Source organism: Marinifilum fragile JCM 15579 (genome assembly GCF_001310955.1).
In the GTDB taxonomy this organism is placed as follows: domain Bacteria; phylum Bacteroidota; class Bacteroidia; order Bacteroidales; family Marinifilaceae; genus Marinifilum; species Marinifilum fragile.
The window spans coordinates 29,628-46,488 of the sequence record NZ_BAZX01000024.1 but is presented as its reverse complement, the minus strand read 5'-3'; the positions used below and the strand labels follow the sequence as shown (position 1 = coordinate 46,488).

Genomic DNA, 16,861 nt, shown 5'->3' with positions numbered 1-16,861 from the left:
CTTTCACATGCCTTCTTGCTCCTATACATTTGCAGTATAAGATTAACAAACAAATATCAATTAAAGTATAGGATATGAAAATAGCAGTTACAGGGGCTACGGGTCAACTAGGTAGCCAAGTTGTTGAACAACTTAAAAGCAGAGTTTCAAATGAAAATATTGTAGCCTTGGTAAGAGATACTGAAAAGGCTGCAAATTTAGGAGTAGAAATCCGTGAATTTGATTACAGTAAACCAGATCATCTTTCGAAGGCACTTAATGGTATTGATCGCCTATTATTGATTTCGGGTACGGAATTTGGGCAAAGAAGTGCACAACACAAAAATGTAATTAATGCAGCTAAAGAGGCTGGGGTTAAATGGATTGTTTATACAAGTTTACTTCATGCCGATACTTCGCATCTAAATCTTGCTGCAGAGCATGTAGAAACAGAAGAAATCCTTACAAATTCAGGTCTTGAATTTACCATTCTAAGAAATGGTTGGTACAGTGAAAACTATACCGCATCGGTTCCTGGAGCTGTTGGCGGAGGTGCATTTTTAGGAAGTGCTAAGGATGGAAAAATTTCATCAGCGGCAAGAGCTGATTATGCCGAAGCTGCTGCAATTGTAATTGCAAATGAAACTCATAAGGGTAAAGTTTATGAATTGGCTGGTGATGATTTTTACACTTTAACCGATTTGGCTGCTATGATATCAGAGCAAACAGGGAAAAATATCCCTTACAACAATTTGCCAGAAGAAGAATATGCCAATATTCTAAAAAACATTGGTCTTCCTGAGGGATTGGCTATTGGATTGGCAAGTTGGGATGTAAGTGCTTCTCATGGAGCTTTATTCGATAATTCACGCACACTTTCTTCTATTTTAGGAAGACCAACAACTCCAATTTCTGAATCGGTAAAAGTAGCATTGCAATAATTATTTTAGTGTTCCTATTTATAATGGAACAAGTATAAAATAACCCAGTCAGGTCGAGCAACCATCCACTGGGTTATTTTATTTTAAGGCAATAAACTATTCAACTTTTTTACTATTCAAGACATTCTACGCCTCTTCCAAATATTCCTCATCCACCCAACCTTCTATCAAAACCTTGCTCCAGCCATCATGCGATTCAAGAACTTTGGTTCGTGTTTTTTGATTTAAGACTCCTTCCACTTCCCCACTTGGCGTTTTGCGTAAATTAAGCTTATTGGCGGCTACAACAGCATTGGTCAATTGTTTTTGATTGTTCTGAGCAGGAATACCATCAACAATCTCAATCCAAACTCCTTCTCCATCCTCAATTGCATCTACAATAATCTTATAGATTCCTTGGTATGCCTTAACGCTGCTACTAACAAATCCTTCCTCTATTTGGTTGTTATTGGCACCATCTCCCACCAATATACATCCTTCAGTATCTTCCTTTGTATTGCCAAAATGAATATAGACATATTTGAAATTAGGCACATTCAACAAGTGCAGCATTCCCCTGTGCATATTGGGAAACTTCTGACTGTACCGATGATTTTGTCCACCTTCTGTTCTAAGGGTAATCCCATAAATCCCTGCCGGTATACATGTCTCCCCTGGTATTTTCTTTTCTCTCATTGCATCTTCTAGTGTATAACAAGAAAAATACCCATCAATAAACAACATGCCCAATGTAGAGCTTTCCGACATGCTGTATCGTATCAATTGTAAATTCATTTCTCTTATAATCAGTTAAGGGTAATGTTTTTATCTATGAATTATATTTTAAAACAGATTATTTTACGAAATTGAAGAACAAGATAAATGTCAATGGTGTTATCAATTGCTAGCAGATATCTTGTACAGGTCATATATTTTAAATTAATCTGTAAGTTTTCTATTGTTTTATTCTTCGACGATTTAACTTTATTTATTAGATTTACAAAGCAAATGGCTTTGTTGTGTTTCTATGCATTGCATTTTTTGGTTTACTGACATTTACCATAGGTTTTTTAAAAACAATCAACAGAGCACATTTGTTTTTCGACATTAGTGGACCTTTGGGTTTCCATTCCCATTGGTTCACTATTTGTTATGTGTATTTCAGTCTACACATACGCTTCCTAGAAGAAATTTTACACCCATTTTTAATTATGAAAATAACTTCTAACAAGAACACATATCTCCTATATAATACACATACCTCTCAAACCAAATTGCAAACATATTTTATACTCAAAATTATCCTCAAACAAAATCACAAGCCCTAATTAAAATTGAAAATCAATTTGCATTTTTATTCCCCTGTCTTTTCATACAATTTATCGGCCTGTATATTCAAACTTTACGATTAGATTTTATTGATTCCCAAATTTAATTTACTGCAGCTTGATAAGTCAATTAATTAATTCACCCTTCCCTCTATCCAACATATTCTTTTTTAAAACGATAATGAAGTTATAATTATTGTAACAAACTAGCAAATATTTTAACATTAATTTTGTTAATATTATTTTGAATGAATTGATATTACTAAAAGTTTCGTTTTTATTTTTATGATTTCTTGCATATAGGTTGTAAGTTGTCTACATTTAGTGATTTGAGATAAATATTAATCTTAAACTGAAGCAATTCTTATAATCAAATCACAAACCAAAACACCCAAAACATGAAAAATACTCTACTAATTTTATCAGTACTGATGGCTTTATTTATAGCTGGAAAATCCGTCGAAAACAATAATCCTTTTATCCTTAATGGTCATATAAGTGGCATAAGTAAAGGAGAGATTGTATTGTTAACATTTGCGGAAAAAGGCTATCAAACAGACACCAGTGAAATTGTAAATGGAAATTTTCAATTTAAGGGTTACTATCCAAAACTAATTATGGGAACATTGCGATTGAAACTAAAACGTAATGGCGAAGAGATGGTTCTAAAGAAACAGATAATGCTTGAGAATGTAAAAATGAATTTTAATGGATCGGTTAATGATTTTGAAAATGCCAAAATTACCGGTTCTGGTATTCACGACGATTACGAACGCTGCAAAGAAGGCAAAAAACAAATTCGCTTAAAATACGAAAGAATAAAACAGAGCTTTCCTAAGTACAACCCCAATGCAAGTGATGAGGATAAGAAGGCATTACAGGCAAAATATGCCAAACATAAAAAGAAGCTTAATGCTGCAATTAAGCAATACGAGAAAGATTTTATGCAGAAGAATCCCAATGCACTTTACTCAAGCTACTTATTTGAAAAAGCAACCATTTTCAGATCCTATGAACAACTATACGAATTGGTGAAAGATTTGCATCCTGATTTAAAAAAACAACCTTATGTAGCCAAGGTAATCAGCAAAGTTGAAAACATGCGTCGACTCGAAATAGGTCTGGACAAGATCATGGATGGAGTGGATCCGGTTTCGTATCAGGTAGATAAAGAATACAAAGGAAAACGTGTTCTGGATGTAATTTACCTGGCAAGCTTTAAGAATAACGAACTATGTGCGCTTAAAAAAGATGGAACCATCATTATTTTAGATGAAGTTGGAAAAGTTACAAAACGATTTAAACCTACCATTTCAGGGAAACCTACTGCTATTTCTGTGGATATCGAAGACAATATCTATGTATTCTCAAGCGAAATGAAACTTGTAAAGAAGAAGATTCGTGGTAGAATGGTATCGAAAGAATTGCCTGTTGGCGTAGAATGTCAAATTTTCTCGAAAGAAGGTGAAGCAATTAACAAATATAACTTATCTGGAGTTCATATTGCATCGGGCAGTCGTGTTGTAGATCAACACCTGATCGTATCAGATTGCAAACTAAAAAAGATTCAGATTCATGATAGAACATCAGGCGAACTATTAAAGGAAATAGACGATATGCGTGCCTGCTGTGGTATTCTCGACTTCTCTGTAAACCAAAAAAAGGAGATTATTGTTGCCAATCTAGGAGCATTCAGAGTTCAAGGTTTCGATTACAATGGAAACAGCTTAATGGCATTTGGTAAGCGCGGGAAAGAAGTGCTTGATTTTCATGGATGCTGTAACCCTGTTAGTGTTGCTACCCTTTCGAGTGGTGCCATTGTTACGGTTGAAAAAGACCCCACTAGAATAAAAGTATACAGCAATAAAGGTGCAAAACAAATTGATGGCATTGAAGAGTTGGTAAAAGGTTGTACTTACATTCCTATGATTGTTGACAACAAAGACAATCTTTATTTGGCATCCGAGGAAAAAGGAATTGTAAAGTGTTGTATGGTTAAGTAAACATTAAAAATAAATTAGAATGCAAGGAGAAATCATCATCATCGCCTTTGTAGTAATAACTGCCATTGTGTTTGGGTTAGTATTTTATTTTAGCAAAAAAGCAATTATCAAACGTAAACTAAAGAATTCTGAACTTAAGAGGCTCTCTAGTTTCAGAAGTGGAGAAACAGCTAAAATAGTAGGAAAAGTAGAATTTGTTGATTCTCCTTTAATTGCTCCACTTTCAGGACGAAAGTGCTCCCATTATCATGTGCTGATTGAACAAGAAAGATCAACAGGAAAAAGCTCAACCTGGGATACTCTTGTTGATGAAGAAAGACACTGCAAATACTTGATTAAAGATGGCAGCAAATATGCTTACATTAACGATACACTCTTGAAATTATACATTGTTGAGGATGCCAAGTACAAATCAGGTTTTTTGAATGATCCTACCGAGAATATGGAATCTTTCTTAAGCTGCAAAGGAATTGATACTACTGGTTTGTTTGGCTTTAACAAAACCCTTAGGTGCAAAGAGGGAATTTTGGGAAAAGATGAAGAGATTGCCGTATACGGTCATGGAGAATGGAAGGAGGCCAAAGAATTAGGCCTTCCAGAAAAATATGGACAGGTTCTCGAAATCACTGCAACAGGTGAAGAAGCCATTTACCTTAGCGATGATCCGGAAACAACAGAGGAAAATGAAAACAGTTTAAATTCTTCAAGAAAACATGAGGTAAAAAGAAGTCGATATCGGAAATAGCAATTGATAATTTTACTACAATCTAAGGATTAATTACATCTCACAAATTAACATTAAGAATATTTATCTTGACAAAGAATTATCATTTATTCATCAACTAATAGGATATTTATATTGTACATTATAATCCAAAACAAGTTTATTTCGTATGTTAGCTATGTTAATTTAAAATATCAAATCACATGAAAAAATTTTTACTACTAGTTGTTGTACTATTTGCTGGTACAAGTTTGTTTGCTCAAGATGTACAATTTGGAGCAAAGGGAGGTTTAAACTTTGCAAATTGGATTGGTGATGATGCTGATGGAACTGATATGAGAACAGATATTCATTTAGGAGTATTCGCAAGGTTTGCAATTAATGAAAATATTGCTTTTCAGCCTGAAATGGTGTACTCTCGCCAAGGAATGAAAGTAGATATGGGTTCTGATGTAAAGTTTAAATCAAACTATTTAAACATTCCTTTGTTAATGCGTGCTAAAATGGCTGATAAATTTCATGCTATTTTTGGGCCTCAGGTAGGAATTCATTTGAATTCTGAAGCTGACGATGGAGATGTTTCTGTGGATGCAGATAATATGAAAGGCCTTGATTTAGCACTTGCATTAGGACTAGAATATGATATTGCAGACAATGTAGCTATAGGTCTTCGTTACAATTGGGGATTATCAAAGGTTGTTGATGTAGACGAAGCGAAAGTTCAAAACTCAGTATTCCAGTTAGGAGTATCTGTTGCTTTCTAATATTTTACAACAATAAAATATTAAACCTGTCCATTTGGGCAGGTTTTTTTTATGCAATTCGATCAGCATTTTAATTATAAAAAGATTGTTCCCATATAAAATAAGTATTCTATTTTTGTCGCGAATTTCCATTTGGAAGATACAAGAATTGAAAATCAAAAGAAATGATCGACTTTAAAGTTGCAGAAGACAAGTGTATTGAATGTGGCCTATGTAAAGAGGATTGTCCGGTAGGAATTATCAACCTTACTCCCAAGGCTTCCATTGCTAAAGAAAAAGAAAAGAACTGTATGAAATGTCAGCATTGTTTGGCCATTTGCCCAACTGCTGCAATTTCTATATTAGGAAAAAAGCCTGAAGATTCGGTTTCTTATAAAGCTGAAATGCCATCAGCTCAGGCCATGAATAATCACATTAGAACCAGAAGATCAGTTCGCAAATTTAAAGATGAAAATTTGGATCAGGAATTGATACAGGAATTGATGGAAACAGCATCTCATGCGCCAACTGGACACAATGACAATGCCGTATTATTTTCATTAATAGACAATAAGGAAGACATCCTGATTTTCCGAGATGCAGTTTATAAGGCCATCAAAAAAGCATCTGTCGAAGGGAATCTTCCTAAAAAATATGCCATGCTTGCTTCATTCCAAAAACTATGGGAAAAAGCTGGTGTTGATATCATTTTTAGAAATGCTCCTCACATGCTCATTGCAACTGCTCCAGCTAAAGATGCATCTCCAAAAATAGATTCAATAATTACCTTAACTTATTTTGAATTTGCCGCCAATGCGAATAATGTTGCTACGCTTTGGAATGGAATGATTACTTGGGTTATTGAAGAAATTGATCCTTCGCTACGAGATCTGATTGGAATCCCACAGGATCATTCTGTAGGTTACACCATGATATTTGGAAAAGCGGGTGTAAAATATGCCCGAGGAATTCAATCTGATGGATTACATTTGAATAAAATCAACTTAAAAAATTAAGCCTATTTGCCACAGCCTCGTTTTTCTACAAACGAGGCTGTTTATTTTATACAGTTCTCTTCTAATATCAATTCCAATTTCTCTAAGAGTTTTTTTAGTATAGCCTGTTCATTTTTCAACAACACTTCTACTTAACACATAAGTGTTAAATAATGTTTTTCGCAGAATTATCCAATTATTATAAAAACAGAACTCTTTTCAACTAGATTGATTCTAAATTGACTATTTTCACATTGTAATCTCTACATTGCAAAACTCCAAGAATACCAGAAACTTTGGCCTTCTGAAAAGCTTTGCATTAGCAACATCATTACATCTTGGTATTGCGCAACAAAAAAATAGTCTGTTCCTTTGCGCTCTGAAAGGAAAACGGACAAGTTTATCTTGTTTATTTTCTATGGCTAGATTGTCAATTTTGATAATCAAACACAAAATATAATTTTAAACACAACCATTTCGAGTTCAAATTCAACATTAAGGATTTGAATTAATCATGATTGAAGAAATTCAATCAAAGAAAACTATTAACTGCAATGGTAAAAACGCAATTTAAAGCCGGCGAATGGCAAAAGACAATTAACGTTAGAGATTTCGTTAGTAACAATTTAACCTCATACACTGGGGATGCATCATTCTTAACAGGAGCTACAGAACGTACTAAGCAATTGTGGCAAATATGTCTTGATGCTGTAAAAGAAGAACGTGCAAACAATGGTGTTCGCTCTATCGATACTGAAACTGTTTCAACTATCGCTTCTCACGGTGCTGGATATATTGACAAATCTTTAGAGGTTATCGTAGGACTACAGGCAGACGAATTGCTTCGCAGAGCAATGAAACCATATGGTGGTATCGCCGTGGTTGAAAAAGCTTGTACAGAACAAGGTCTTGAAGTTTCAGATCGTGTTAAAGATATTTTCCGTAACTACGCAAAAACTCACAACGATGGAGTTTTTGATGCTTATACAGCTGAAATCCGTAAGTTCCGTTCATTAGGATTCCTTACTGGTTTACCAGATAACTATGCTCGTGGTCGTATCATTGGTGACTACCGTCGTGTAGCTCTATATGGTATCGATCGTTTGATCGAAGCAAAAAAAGAAGATTTGGAAGGCTTAAATGGTCCAATGACCGACCAAACTATCCGTTTGCGTGAAGAAGTTGCTGAGCAAATCAAAGCTTTAGGTCAAATCAAAGAATTAGGTGCTAAGTATGACTTGGAATTAGGTCGTCCTGCTGAAACTGCGCAGGAAGCTATCCAATGGGTTTACATGGGATACCTTGCTGCTGTAAAAGAGCAAGATGGTGCTGCAATGTCACTAGGTAACGTTTCTACTTTCCTTGATATCTACATCCAAAGAGATTTGGAAGAAGGAACAATTACTGAAGAATTTGCTCAGGAAATGATCGACCAATTCGTAATGAAATTGCGTATGGTTCGTCACCTACGTATGAATGCTTACGATGAGATTTTCGCAGGTGACCCAACTTGGGTAACTGAATCAATTGGTGGTAGAACTTTGGACGGAAGATCAAAAGTTACCAAAACTTCTTTCCGTTTCTTGAATACACTTTACACATTAGGTCCTTCACCAGAGCCAAACATGACAGTTCTTTGGTCTGATCAATTGCCTGAAGGATTCAAGAAATTCTGTGCTCAGGTTTCTATCGATACTTCATCAATCCAGTACGAGAACGACCAGTTGATGTGTGATACTCGTAAGTCTGACGACTATGGTATTGCTTGTTGTGTATCATATCAGGAAATTGGTAAGCAAATCCAGTTCTTCGGTGCACGTTGTAATTTGGCTAAAACCTTATTGCTTGCCTTGAACGGTGGTCGTTGCGAAAAAACAGGCACTCAGTTGATCAATGGTATTCCTACATTGAAGAGTGATGAGTTAGATTACGAAGAAGTGATGGCTAATTACACTATCGCAATGAGAGAAATGGCTCGTGTTTACAACGATTCTATGAATATCATTCACTACATGCACGATAAGTACTACTACGAAAAGGCACAAATGTCATTGGTAGATACAAATCCTGCAATCAACCTTGCTTATGGTATTGCTGGTCTTTCAATCGTAGCTGACTCTCTTTCTGCAATTAAGAACGCAAAAGTAACTGCAGTTCGTAATGAAGAAGGATTAACTTGTGACTTTAAAATTGAAGGTGATTTCCCATACTACGGTAACGATGATGACCGTGTAGACTGTTTCGCTGTTGAGATTCCTAAGATCTTTAACGGATTATTAAAAGAACTTCACACATACAAGAATGCAGAGCCAACCATGTCTATTTTAACCATTACTTCTAACGTAGTTTATGGTTTGAAAACAGGTGCTACTCCTGATGGTAGAGCTGCTGGTGTACCATTTGCGCCAGGTGCAAACCCAATGCACGGACGTGATACTAACGGTGCAATTGCTTCTTTGAATTCTGTAGCAAAAATCAACTACGAAGATTCATTGGATGGTATCTCTAACACTTTCTCAATCGTTCCTAAATCGTTAGGTGCAACTGCTGATATCCGTCAGGATAACTTGGTAACTATGATGGATGCTTATTTCATCAAAGGAGCTCACCATTTGAACGTGAATGTATTGAACCGTGAGATGTTGGAAGATGCAATGGAGCGTCCAGAAGAGTATCCACAGCTAACTATCCGTGTATCAGGATATGCTGTAAACTTTGTACGTTTGACTCGCGAGCAGCAGCTTGAGGTAATCTCTCGTAGCTTCTTCGAAAAAATGTAAGAACGTTTTTCTACTTATATACCGAGATCCGGGAGTACTTTGTGCTTTCCGGACTCGTTTTTTATTTAAGATATGAATCTAAGTCAAAATAGATGGATTCATTAACTAAACAACTAGCACTCAACTATGTTAAACGTTCATTCATTCGAATCCCTTGGCACTTACGATGGTCCGGGTATTCGTCTTGTTGTATTCCTTCAAGGGTGCGCATTTAAATGCCTGTATTGCGCCAACCCAGACACAATAACTTTTAAAGGAGGGACTCCTACTCCACTTGAGGAGATCATGAGAAAAGCACGCAACCAACGTCCATTCTTTGGCAAGTTGGGTGGTGTAACCATCTCAGGAGGAGAACCATTATGGCAAGCTGCTGAATTGAAAAAATTATTCAAACAGCTAAAAGAGGAAAATTTTAATACATGCATTGATACCAATGGCAATGTTCTTAACGATGATGTAAAAGAATTAATCTCAAGTACCGATTTGGTTTTACTTGATATAAAGCATATTAATCCAGACTGGCATGTAAAGCTTACAGGTAAGCGAAACGATACTACCCTAAAATTTGCCAAACATCTGCGTGATGAAAATATTCGTACTTGGATGCGTTACGTTTTGGTTCCAGGATATTCTGATCAACCAGAATATTTACATGAAATGGGTAAGCATTTTCAGGAATATGGAAATATTGAAAAACTAGAAATTCAGCCTATCACAAACTTGGGGTTCACAAATACGAACACCTAAAGTGGGAATATAAACTTGAAGGGGTTCCTGAAAATACAGCTGAGCAGTTAAAAACTGCAAAAGATATTCTTAGCCAGTATTTTAAAGAAGTAATTATTAATTAGTAAATAGAACCTAGTACTGAGTAGATAGTAAGGAAAAAACATCAAGAAGAAGTAAAAAATTTGATAAACACTTTACTATAAGCTGAACTACTAAATATAAAAATATGTCATTTCAAGAAACAACAGAAGTCATTGAGGTGGTAAAACCTAAATCTGCTACAGCTGTAGTAGCGCCGCAGGTTTCAACAGGATTTTATTCTCCAAAAGAAACCGTTGAAGAAGTTAACCATACAGCTGAGGCAAAGAAAGTAATGCCTGCCAAGAAAACCTTTGTATTGGCCATTTTAGCAGGAGGATATATTGCTATGGGTAGCTTATTAGCCTTGGTTGTTGGTGGTGCGATGCCAGGCTTAGCAGCAAGCAACCCGGGATTACAAAAGTTCTTTTTCGGAGCTGTTTTCCCATTAGGACTAATACTTTGTGCTGTTGCTGGAGCTGAATTATTTACTGGAAATACAGCTTATTTCATTCCTTCGGTACTCTCAAAGAGAATGTCTGTTAAGGTGCCCTTAAAGAATTGGGCCATTGTTTATTTCGGTAATTTTATTGGATCAATCATTGTCGCCTACTTTCTGGTTTATTTAACTCAGGCAATTATGCATTCTCCATCGGTGGATTCCGCCATTAATATTGCCATTGCAAAAACATCAAATCCATTTTACAAAACTTTCCTAAAAGGAATAGCTTGTAACTGGATGGTTGCATTGGCAATGTGGTTGGCATACGCATCAAAAGATATTGCGAGTAAAATTTTAGGGATTTGGTTCCCGGTTATGGCTTTTGTTGCAATGGGTTTTGAACACTGTGTTGCCAATATGTTTTTTATTCCTGTGGCTATTTTTCATGGGGCTGATATTACTTGGATGGATTTTGTAATAAAAAATCTAATCCCGGCCACTTTGGGAAATATCGTGGGTGGAGCATTATTTGTTGGAACAGCTTACTGGTATGTTTACGATAAGAAAAAGTAAACAATTGAAAATATATCTTGACTAAAGATTTTATTACTGTTATTTAATTCAAGAAGAGCCATTGAAATATCAATGGCTCTTTTTATTAATTATTATTTTCTCTAGTTCCTATTGGAAATCTGATTTCGACTAAAATATGGTACGTAGTAAGCTCTAAAAATTAGCAACCATATGATCAAATCCATCAAACATTGATTGGTGATTCTTTTTATAATTTTCATATGAATCTCCCATCTGTTTTCTCATTTTCTTTTGAGCTTTCTCATCCAATGAATCCAAAAAATCATCTATTTTATTACCATTTACAAACAGCGAATACTCATCTTTAAAGTCTTCAATGGTAGGTTCGCGTCTAAGCTCATTCTTTATTCGAAGGTAATTATCCTTTACTTCTTCGGCATATTTTTTCTTAGATTTCTCGTAGTATTCATCGATTGTACAAACGGCTTTCGCCGGTCTGCCTACAGCAATACAATTTGAAGGGATATCCTTAGACACTAATGAGCCATGACCTATAAATACATTATCACCAATAGTCACTCCCTTTAGAACTGTTACCTCTCTTGCAAACGCAACATTATTCCCTATTTTAACTTTCCCAGTAGAATGAAGAGGCAAGAAATCATTGTATTTAATTTTATACAATCTTGAGACAGCATCATGAGTTAAAAGTGTAAAATTCTTATTAAAATATACATTGTCGCCAATTTCGATTAACCATGGTCTTGTTAAGTCAAGATCAATTGTCTTCCTATTTTTAAAGTGAATATTCTTTCCCATTATAACACCTTTTTTTTTCAGGTAGCGATGGAATCGTTTCTTTGAGGTAAGAGCAAACAGGTATCTTATCTTTCGAATCATATAGAATATCTATTGTTTGGATGGCAAAAATAAGAGTTCCGTGAAAAATACAAAGGTTTTGATGTAAAATTTTTAAGCCGCAAAAGACTGTATATCAGACTTAAAAACTATGTTTAGCATCATAATTTTCTATAAAAACCGAATTGTTAAAATTAAATTACTACTATCATTTCTTAAACATGCTCATCAACATGCATTTAAAATATATTTCAACATTAACAATTCTTTAACACAATTTAACATTTATCTAATTCTACGTGTATTATTAAATTAAACATCAGGTTTTGTCAATAAATAAAGGAGTTTTATAAATATCATCGCAGAATTTTACTCCAAGTGTTTTCAATATTCACATGACTTTACATGCTTCAAAATATAACACATTTAAGATCATCTCTCCATGTAAAAATCACGCTCAATCATTCATGCATAATATTTCATTAAATTCTCAGTACATTAAAAAGGCCCAAAACACATCATTAGTTTCTGATAATCTGACAAAAAGAATCTATTATGAATGTTTAACAAAACATATAATCTATATGAATCCTACTACTTTTAGGCCTACAACATCACTTTTATATAAAAAGGTGATAGACGATTTAAAATTTGAGTATACTTCTGGTTGAAGACTTAGTATGCTTCTTGTCGGAAACTTAGTATGCTTCTGGTTGGAGACTTAGTATACTAAGTTTTTGATTTGTGTTTCAATTCCACTATCAAACCAGAGCAATTTCAGTAAAATCAATCTTACCTTTAGTATTTTTCACCAAAGTGTAACCCGTGCAAATAAATCTACATTTGAATATTTAAAAAATCCCGAAACTATAAATAGATTCGGGATTCCAATCAATAAAAACTCAAACTACGGATTAACTATCCACTTTAAAAACTTTTCTAAGAATATCGTCCATCAAACACCATTTTGTGATTGAAGATTGTAAGAGATTTAAACCTACAAAGGCTGTTAATAATAACCAGTAAATGTTTACATAGACTGCCAGCAATATACTAACCAATACCAAGGTCCCGGCAATTGCTCTTATAATTCTCTCTCTCATTGTTTTACTTATTATATAAATTTTTCAACATCTAACATGTATGCATGAATTGGACTACAACAATCAATTCCTTCATTGAATTCTTCGATTTGCTTCATCAATTCATCACCTTTTCCCTGATCTAAAAAAGAAAAAGTAGCGATAGAATCGTAATAGTCTTTACTGGAGGCAAACCAGTTTGGAGCCTCACATTGCTCATTACGTTTATTAGTATAACCTTTCACATCAAACTCACTATAAGCATCAATAGCTGCTTTATTATAAATCAGTTTTAACTCTTCATAAAATGCTTTCACACAAAAAATGATAACAACTTTCATCTGTTTAAATTTTATTTATTGGCTAGATGGAACTCTCGATGAATTTAATCATTCTAATGTCTGTAATTTAGAATGCTAAAATTCATGATCGTTTCATATTTTCCGTATTATGTGATTATTCATTTGAAACTTCTAATTCTTCTTTTACTTCAGGATACTTCTTCTTCTCAGTCATATAATAAATCAATGGAACAATTACCAAAGTAAGAAATGTAGAAGCAATCGAACCTCCCATTAATGAAATCGCAAGTCCTTGGAAGATAGGATCAAACAAGATAACTACCGCTCCAATAACCACGGTTCCTGCGGTTAATAAAATTGGTGTTGTTCGAACTGCACCAGCCTCAATCACAGCTTCTTTCAATGGTACTCCTTCGGCCAGTCTCAAGTTGATAAAATCAATCAACAGAATGGCGTTACGAACCATGATTCCTGCCAGGGCAATCATTCCAATCATTGAAGTTGCAGTAAAGAATGCACCCATTAACCAATGACCAATTAAAATCCTACAAGGGAAAGTGGTATTGAAACCATCATCACAAACGGAACTTTAAAATTCTGGAACCATCCAATAATCAACATATAAATCACCAATAACACAACCGCAAATGCAGCACCCAAATCACGGAAAACTTCGTAGGTAATTTGCCATTCTCCATCCCACTTCAAGCTGTAATTGTCTTCGAAAAATGGCTGTTGTGTATACTCTTCCAATAGTTCATATCTTTCCGGTACCTTCACATCACTTAAATGATCGGAGATTTCCATGATACCATAAACTGGGCTTTCCAATTTTCCAGCAACATCAGCTGTTACATACACCACTCTTTTCTGGTTTTTCCTATAGATGCTCTTCTCCTTTATTTTTTTCTGAATATCAACAATATCACCCAAAGGAATCAGATTTCCTGATTGAGTCAGAATATTTATTTTCTTCAGATCCGTTAAGCTGCTTCTATCCTCTTCCTGAAGTCTCAGATCAATTCCAACCTGCTCATGTTCATGTTCCTGATACAATTGAGAAACCTCTTGTCCACTCAATCCCATGTTCAAAGTATGAACCACCTGCTGAGTTGAAACCCCTGCCAACATAGCTTTTTCTTTATCTACATTAAACTGAAATTCTGTCTGATCATCTTCAACCAACCAGTCTACATCAACCACATCCTGGGTTTTTCCAAAAATTGCTTTCAACTGCTTAGCTACATCGATCTGTCCTTCAGTATTTGGTCCGTAAATTTCAGCTACCAAGGTTGACATTACTGGTGGTCCAGGAGGAACTTCAACAACTTTTACATTAGCATTAAATTTCTTGCCTATTTCCTGTAAACCCGGTCTCATTGCCTTGGCAATATCATGACTTTGCAAATCCCGTTCACCTTTGTGTGTAAGGTTCACCTGGATATCCGCAACATTTGACCCTCTTCTCAAATCGTAATGACGAACCAAACCATTAAAGTTAATTGGTGCAGCAGTCCCAATATAAGACTGATAATCTACCACATTATCCTGCTGAGCAATATAAGCTGCCAACTCCTTTGCCACCACTGCCGTACGTTCTAAGGTTGTCCCTTCAGGCATATCGATCACAACCTGGAATTCATTCTTATTATCGAATGGTAACATTTTTACGGCAACCATTTTGAAATAAATCAATGTTGTTGAAGCCAGTAGTAATACACTCACAATTCCAATAAATCCCCAACGCTTTAATCTTGATTCCAACATTGGTCGAATAGTGGCTGCATATAACTTGTAGATTCGCGTATCTTCAAGCTTAAATACTTTTTCTTCTTTTCCTTTCTTGTCCTCATGATGAAGTAATCGGTATGCCAAGTAAGGGGTAATAGTCAGTGCCACCAATAATGAGAAAATCATGGCAATGGAAGCTCCAATTGGCATTGGACTCATATAAGGTCCCATTAATCCGGAAACGAAAACCATTGGCAAAACAGCGGCAATTACCGTAAAAGTTGCCAAAATGGTCGGATTTCCAACCTCATCGATTGAGCGCAGAGCAGCCTGAATCAGCGGTAATCTCCTCATTTTAAAATGCCTGTGCATATTCTCAGCAATAATAATTGAATCATCAACCACAATCCCTGTTACAAATACCAATGCAAATAATGTAATTCGATTTAATGTGTAATCCAGAAAATAGTAACTGAACATGGTTAATGCAAAAGTAATTGGTACCGAAAGGAATACAACTAATCCTCCACGCCACCCCATAGCTAGCATCACCACAAATGTTACAGCTACAATGGCTCCAAGAAGATGTAGAAGCAATTCAGCTACCTTATCTGAAGCGGTTTCGCCATAATTCCTGGTGACATCAACATGCACATTTGAGGGGATCAAATCTTTACGAAGTGATTCTATCTTAGTTAGAATTTGTTCAGATACGTGCATGGCATCAGCACCACGACGTTTCGCTACCGATATAGTAACCGCAGGGTATTCACCCTTAAATTGTGCTTTGGCATCATTGATTTTACCATATCCAAAATTCACATATTGCGATGCAATTTCAGGTCCATCAATCACTTGTGCAACCTGCTTTAGGTAGATTGGACTCCCTTTATAAACGCCTACTACCAGATTGGATACATCTTCGGCATTCTCCAGAAACTTACCCGTTTCAACAAGGTATTCCTGATCGTTACTGTTGAAGGCTCCTGAACCAATTTGCTGATTGGATATCTGAATCTGCTGAGAGATACTTAATGCATCAATATTGTAACCAGCCATTTGTTCACGATTCAACACTACTCGAACCTGACGTGAACGTCCACCAATTACTTTGGTTTCCGATACTTCGTTAACCTTTTCTATTTCATTGTTTACCTCCTGTGCGATTCTCTTTAGTTGAAAATCATCATAAGTTTCACTCCAGAAAGTCAGTCCCAAAACAGGTACATCATCAATTGCACGTGTTTTAATCAAAGGCATGGACGTTCCTTTCGGCATCTGATCCATGTGTTTCATAATCTCGTTGTACATTTTAACAAGAGATCTTTCAACATCTTCCCCTACATAAAACTGAACGATTAACATTGCCTGTCCCGGCATAGATGTCGAATAAACATACTCCACACCCGGAATATTCGCAACTACTTTCTCAAGTGGCTGCATTACGCGAGATTCAATTTCCGATGGGCTTGCTCCCGGATACATTAAAAAGATATCAGCTATGGGAACATCTATTTGTGGCTCTTCCTCTCTAGGTGTTAAATAAGCACTGTACATTCCAATAATCATGAATGCAACCATTAACAGAGGAGTCAATTTTGAATTTATAAATAAGTTGCGATACCGCCTGCAA

At 35.5% G+C, this 16,861-nt stretch carries 14 protein-coding genes; 8 read left to right on the top strand and 6 right to left on the bottom strand.

Annotated features, from left to right (window positions below; translation table 11 throughout):
- Positions 1–74 precede the first annotated feature (74 nt).
- Positions 75–920, top strand: a complete 846-nt coding sequence (locus JCM15579_RS15335; RefSeq protein WP_054721342.1) for an SDR family oxidoreductase — start codon at positions 75–77, stop codon at positions 918–920.
- A gap of 126 nt (positions 921–1,046) precedes the next feature.
- Here JCM15579_RS15335 and JCM15579_RS15330 read toward each other — a convergent pair whose 3' ends face one another.
- A complete protein-coding gene (locus JCM15579_RS15330) occupies positions 1,047–1,694 on the bottom strand; it encodes a DUF5675 family protein (protein ID WP_157471507.1) in 648 nt (215 codons plus the stop codon).
- Positions 1,695–2,625: 931 nt separating this feature from the next.
- Here JCM15579_RS15330 and JCM15579_RS15325 point away from each other — a divergent pair.
- The 7 genes from JCM15579_RS15325 (at position 2,626) to JCM15579_RS15290 (ending at position 11,294) form a co-directional block, all read left to right on the top strand.
- Positions 2,626–4,230: a DUF4369 domain-containing protein gene (locus JCM15579_RS15325; RefSeq protein WP_054721338.1), complete on the top strand. Its 1,605-nt coding sequence runs from the start codon at positions 2,626–2,628 to the stop codon at positions 4,228–4,230.
- Between the two features lie 19 nt (positions 4,231–4,249).
- On the top strand, positions 4,250–4,975 hold the full coding sequence (locus tag JCM15579_RS15320; protein WP_157471506.1) for a hypothetical protein: 726 nt from the start codon (positions 4,250–4,252) through the stop codon (positions 4,973–4,975).
- A gap of 182 nt (positions 4,976–5,157) precedes the next feature.
- A complete protein-coding gene (locus JCM15579_RS15315) occupies positions 5,158–5,718 on the top strand; it encodes a porin family protein (protein ID WP_054721336.1) in 561 nt (186 codons plus the stop codon).
- A 164-nt stretch (positions 5,719–5,882) separates the two neighbouring features.
- Positions 5,883–6,713 carry a nitroreductase family protein gene (locus tag JCM15579_RS15310; protein ID WP_054721333.1) on the top strand — a complete coding sequence of 277 codons (831 nt, stop codon included), beginning with the start codon at positions 5,883–5,885 and terminating at the stop codon, positions 6,711–6,713.
- 497 nt (positions 6,714–7,210) lie between these two features.
- Positions 7,211–9,472 (top strand): formate C-acetyltransferase, encoded by a 2,262-nt coding sequence (pflB, locus tag JCM15579_RS15300; protein WP_373280240.1) that lies wholly within the window; start codon positions 7,211–7,213, stop codon positions 9,470–9,472.
- A gap of 126 nt (positions 9,473–9,598) precedes the next feature.
- The gene (pflA, locus tag JCM15579_RS15295; RefSeq protein WP_218186197.1) at positions 9,599–10,219 is read left to right on the top strand and encodes a pyruvate formate-lyase-activating protein; all 621 of its coding nucleotides are present in this window, start codon (positions 9,599–9,601) and stop codon (positions 10,217–10,219) included.
- Positions 10,220–10,427: 208 nt separating this feature from the next.
- Entirely contained in the window at positions 10,428–11,294 is an 867-nt protein-coding gene (locus JCM15579_RS15290; protein ID WP_083464714.1) for a formate/nitrite transporter family protein, read from the top strand.
- A 153-nt stretch (positions 11,295–11,447) separates the two neighbouring features.
- Here the strand turns inward: JCM15579_RS15290 and JCM15579_RS15285 are convergent, their stop codons facing one another.
- The 5 genes from JCM15579_RS15285 to JCM15579_RS15275 form a co-directional block, all read right to left on the bottom strand.
- On the bottom strand, positions 11,448–12,155 hold the full coding sequence (locus JCM15579_RS15285) for an acyltransferase (protein WP_054721330.1): 708 nt from the start codon (positions 12,153–12,155) through the stop codon (positions 11,448–11,450).
- An 872-nt stretch (positions 12,156–13,027) separates the two neighbouring features.
- Entirely contained in the window at positions 13,028–13,216 is a 189-nt protein-coding gene (locus JCM15579_RS20085; protein ID WP_083464713.1) for a YgaP family membrane protein, read from the bottom strand.
- Positions 13,217–13,227: 11 nt separating this feature from the next.
- Complete coding sequence (locus tag JCM15579_RS15280) at positions 13,228–13,536, bottom strand: hypothetical protein (RefSeq protein ID WP_054721328.1); 309 nt, start codon at positions 13,534–13,536, stop codon at positions 13,228–13,230.
- Between the two features lie 115 nt (positions 13,537–13,651).
- Positions 13,652–14,020: an efflux RND transporter permease subunit gene (locus JCM15579_RS22015; protein ID WP_218186196.1), complete on the bottom strand. Its 369-nt coding sequence runs from the start codon at positions 14,018–14,020 to the stop codon at positions 13,652–13,654.
- 14 nt (positions 14,021–14,034) lie between these two features.
- A complete protein-coding gene (locus JCM15579_RS15275) occupies positions 14,035–16,809 on the bottom strand; it encodes an efflux RND transporter permease subunit (protein ID WP_218186195.1) in 2,775 nt (924 codons plus the stop codon).
- Positions 16,810–16,861: the final 52 nt, after the last annotated feature.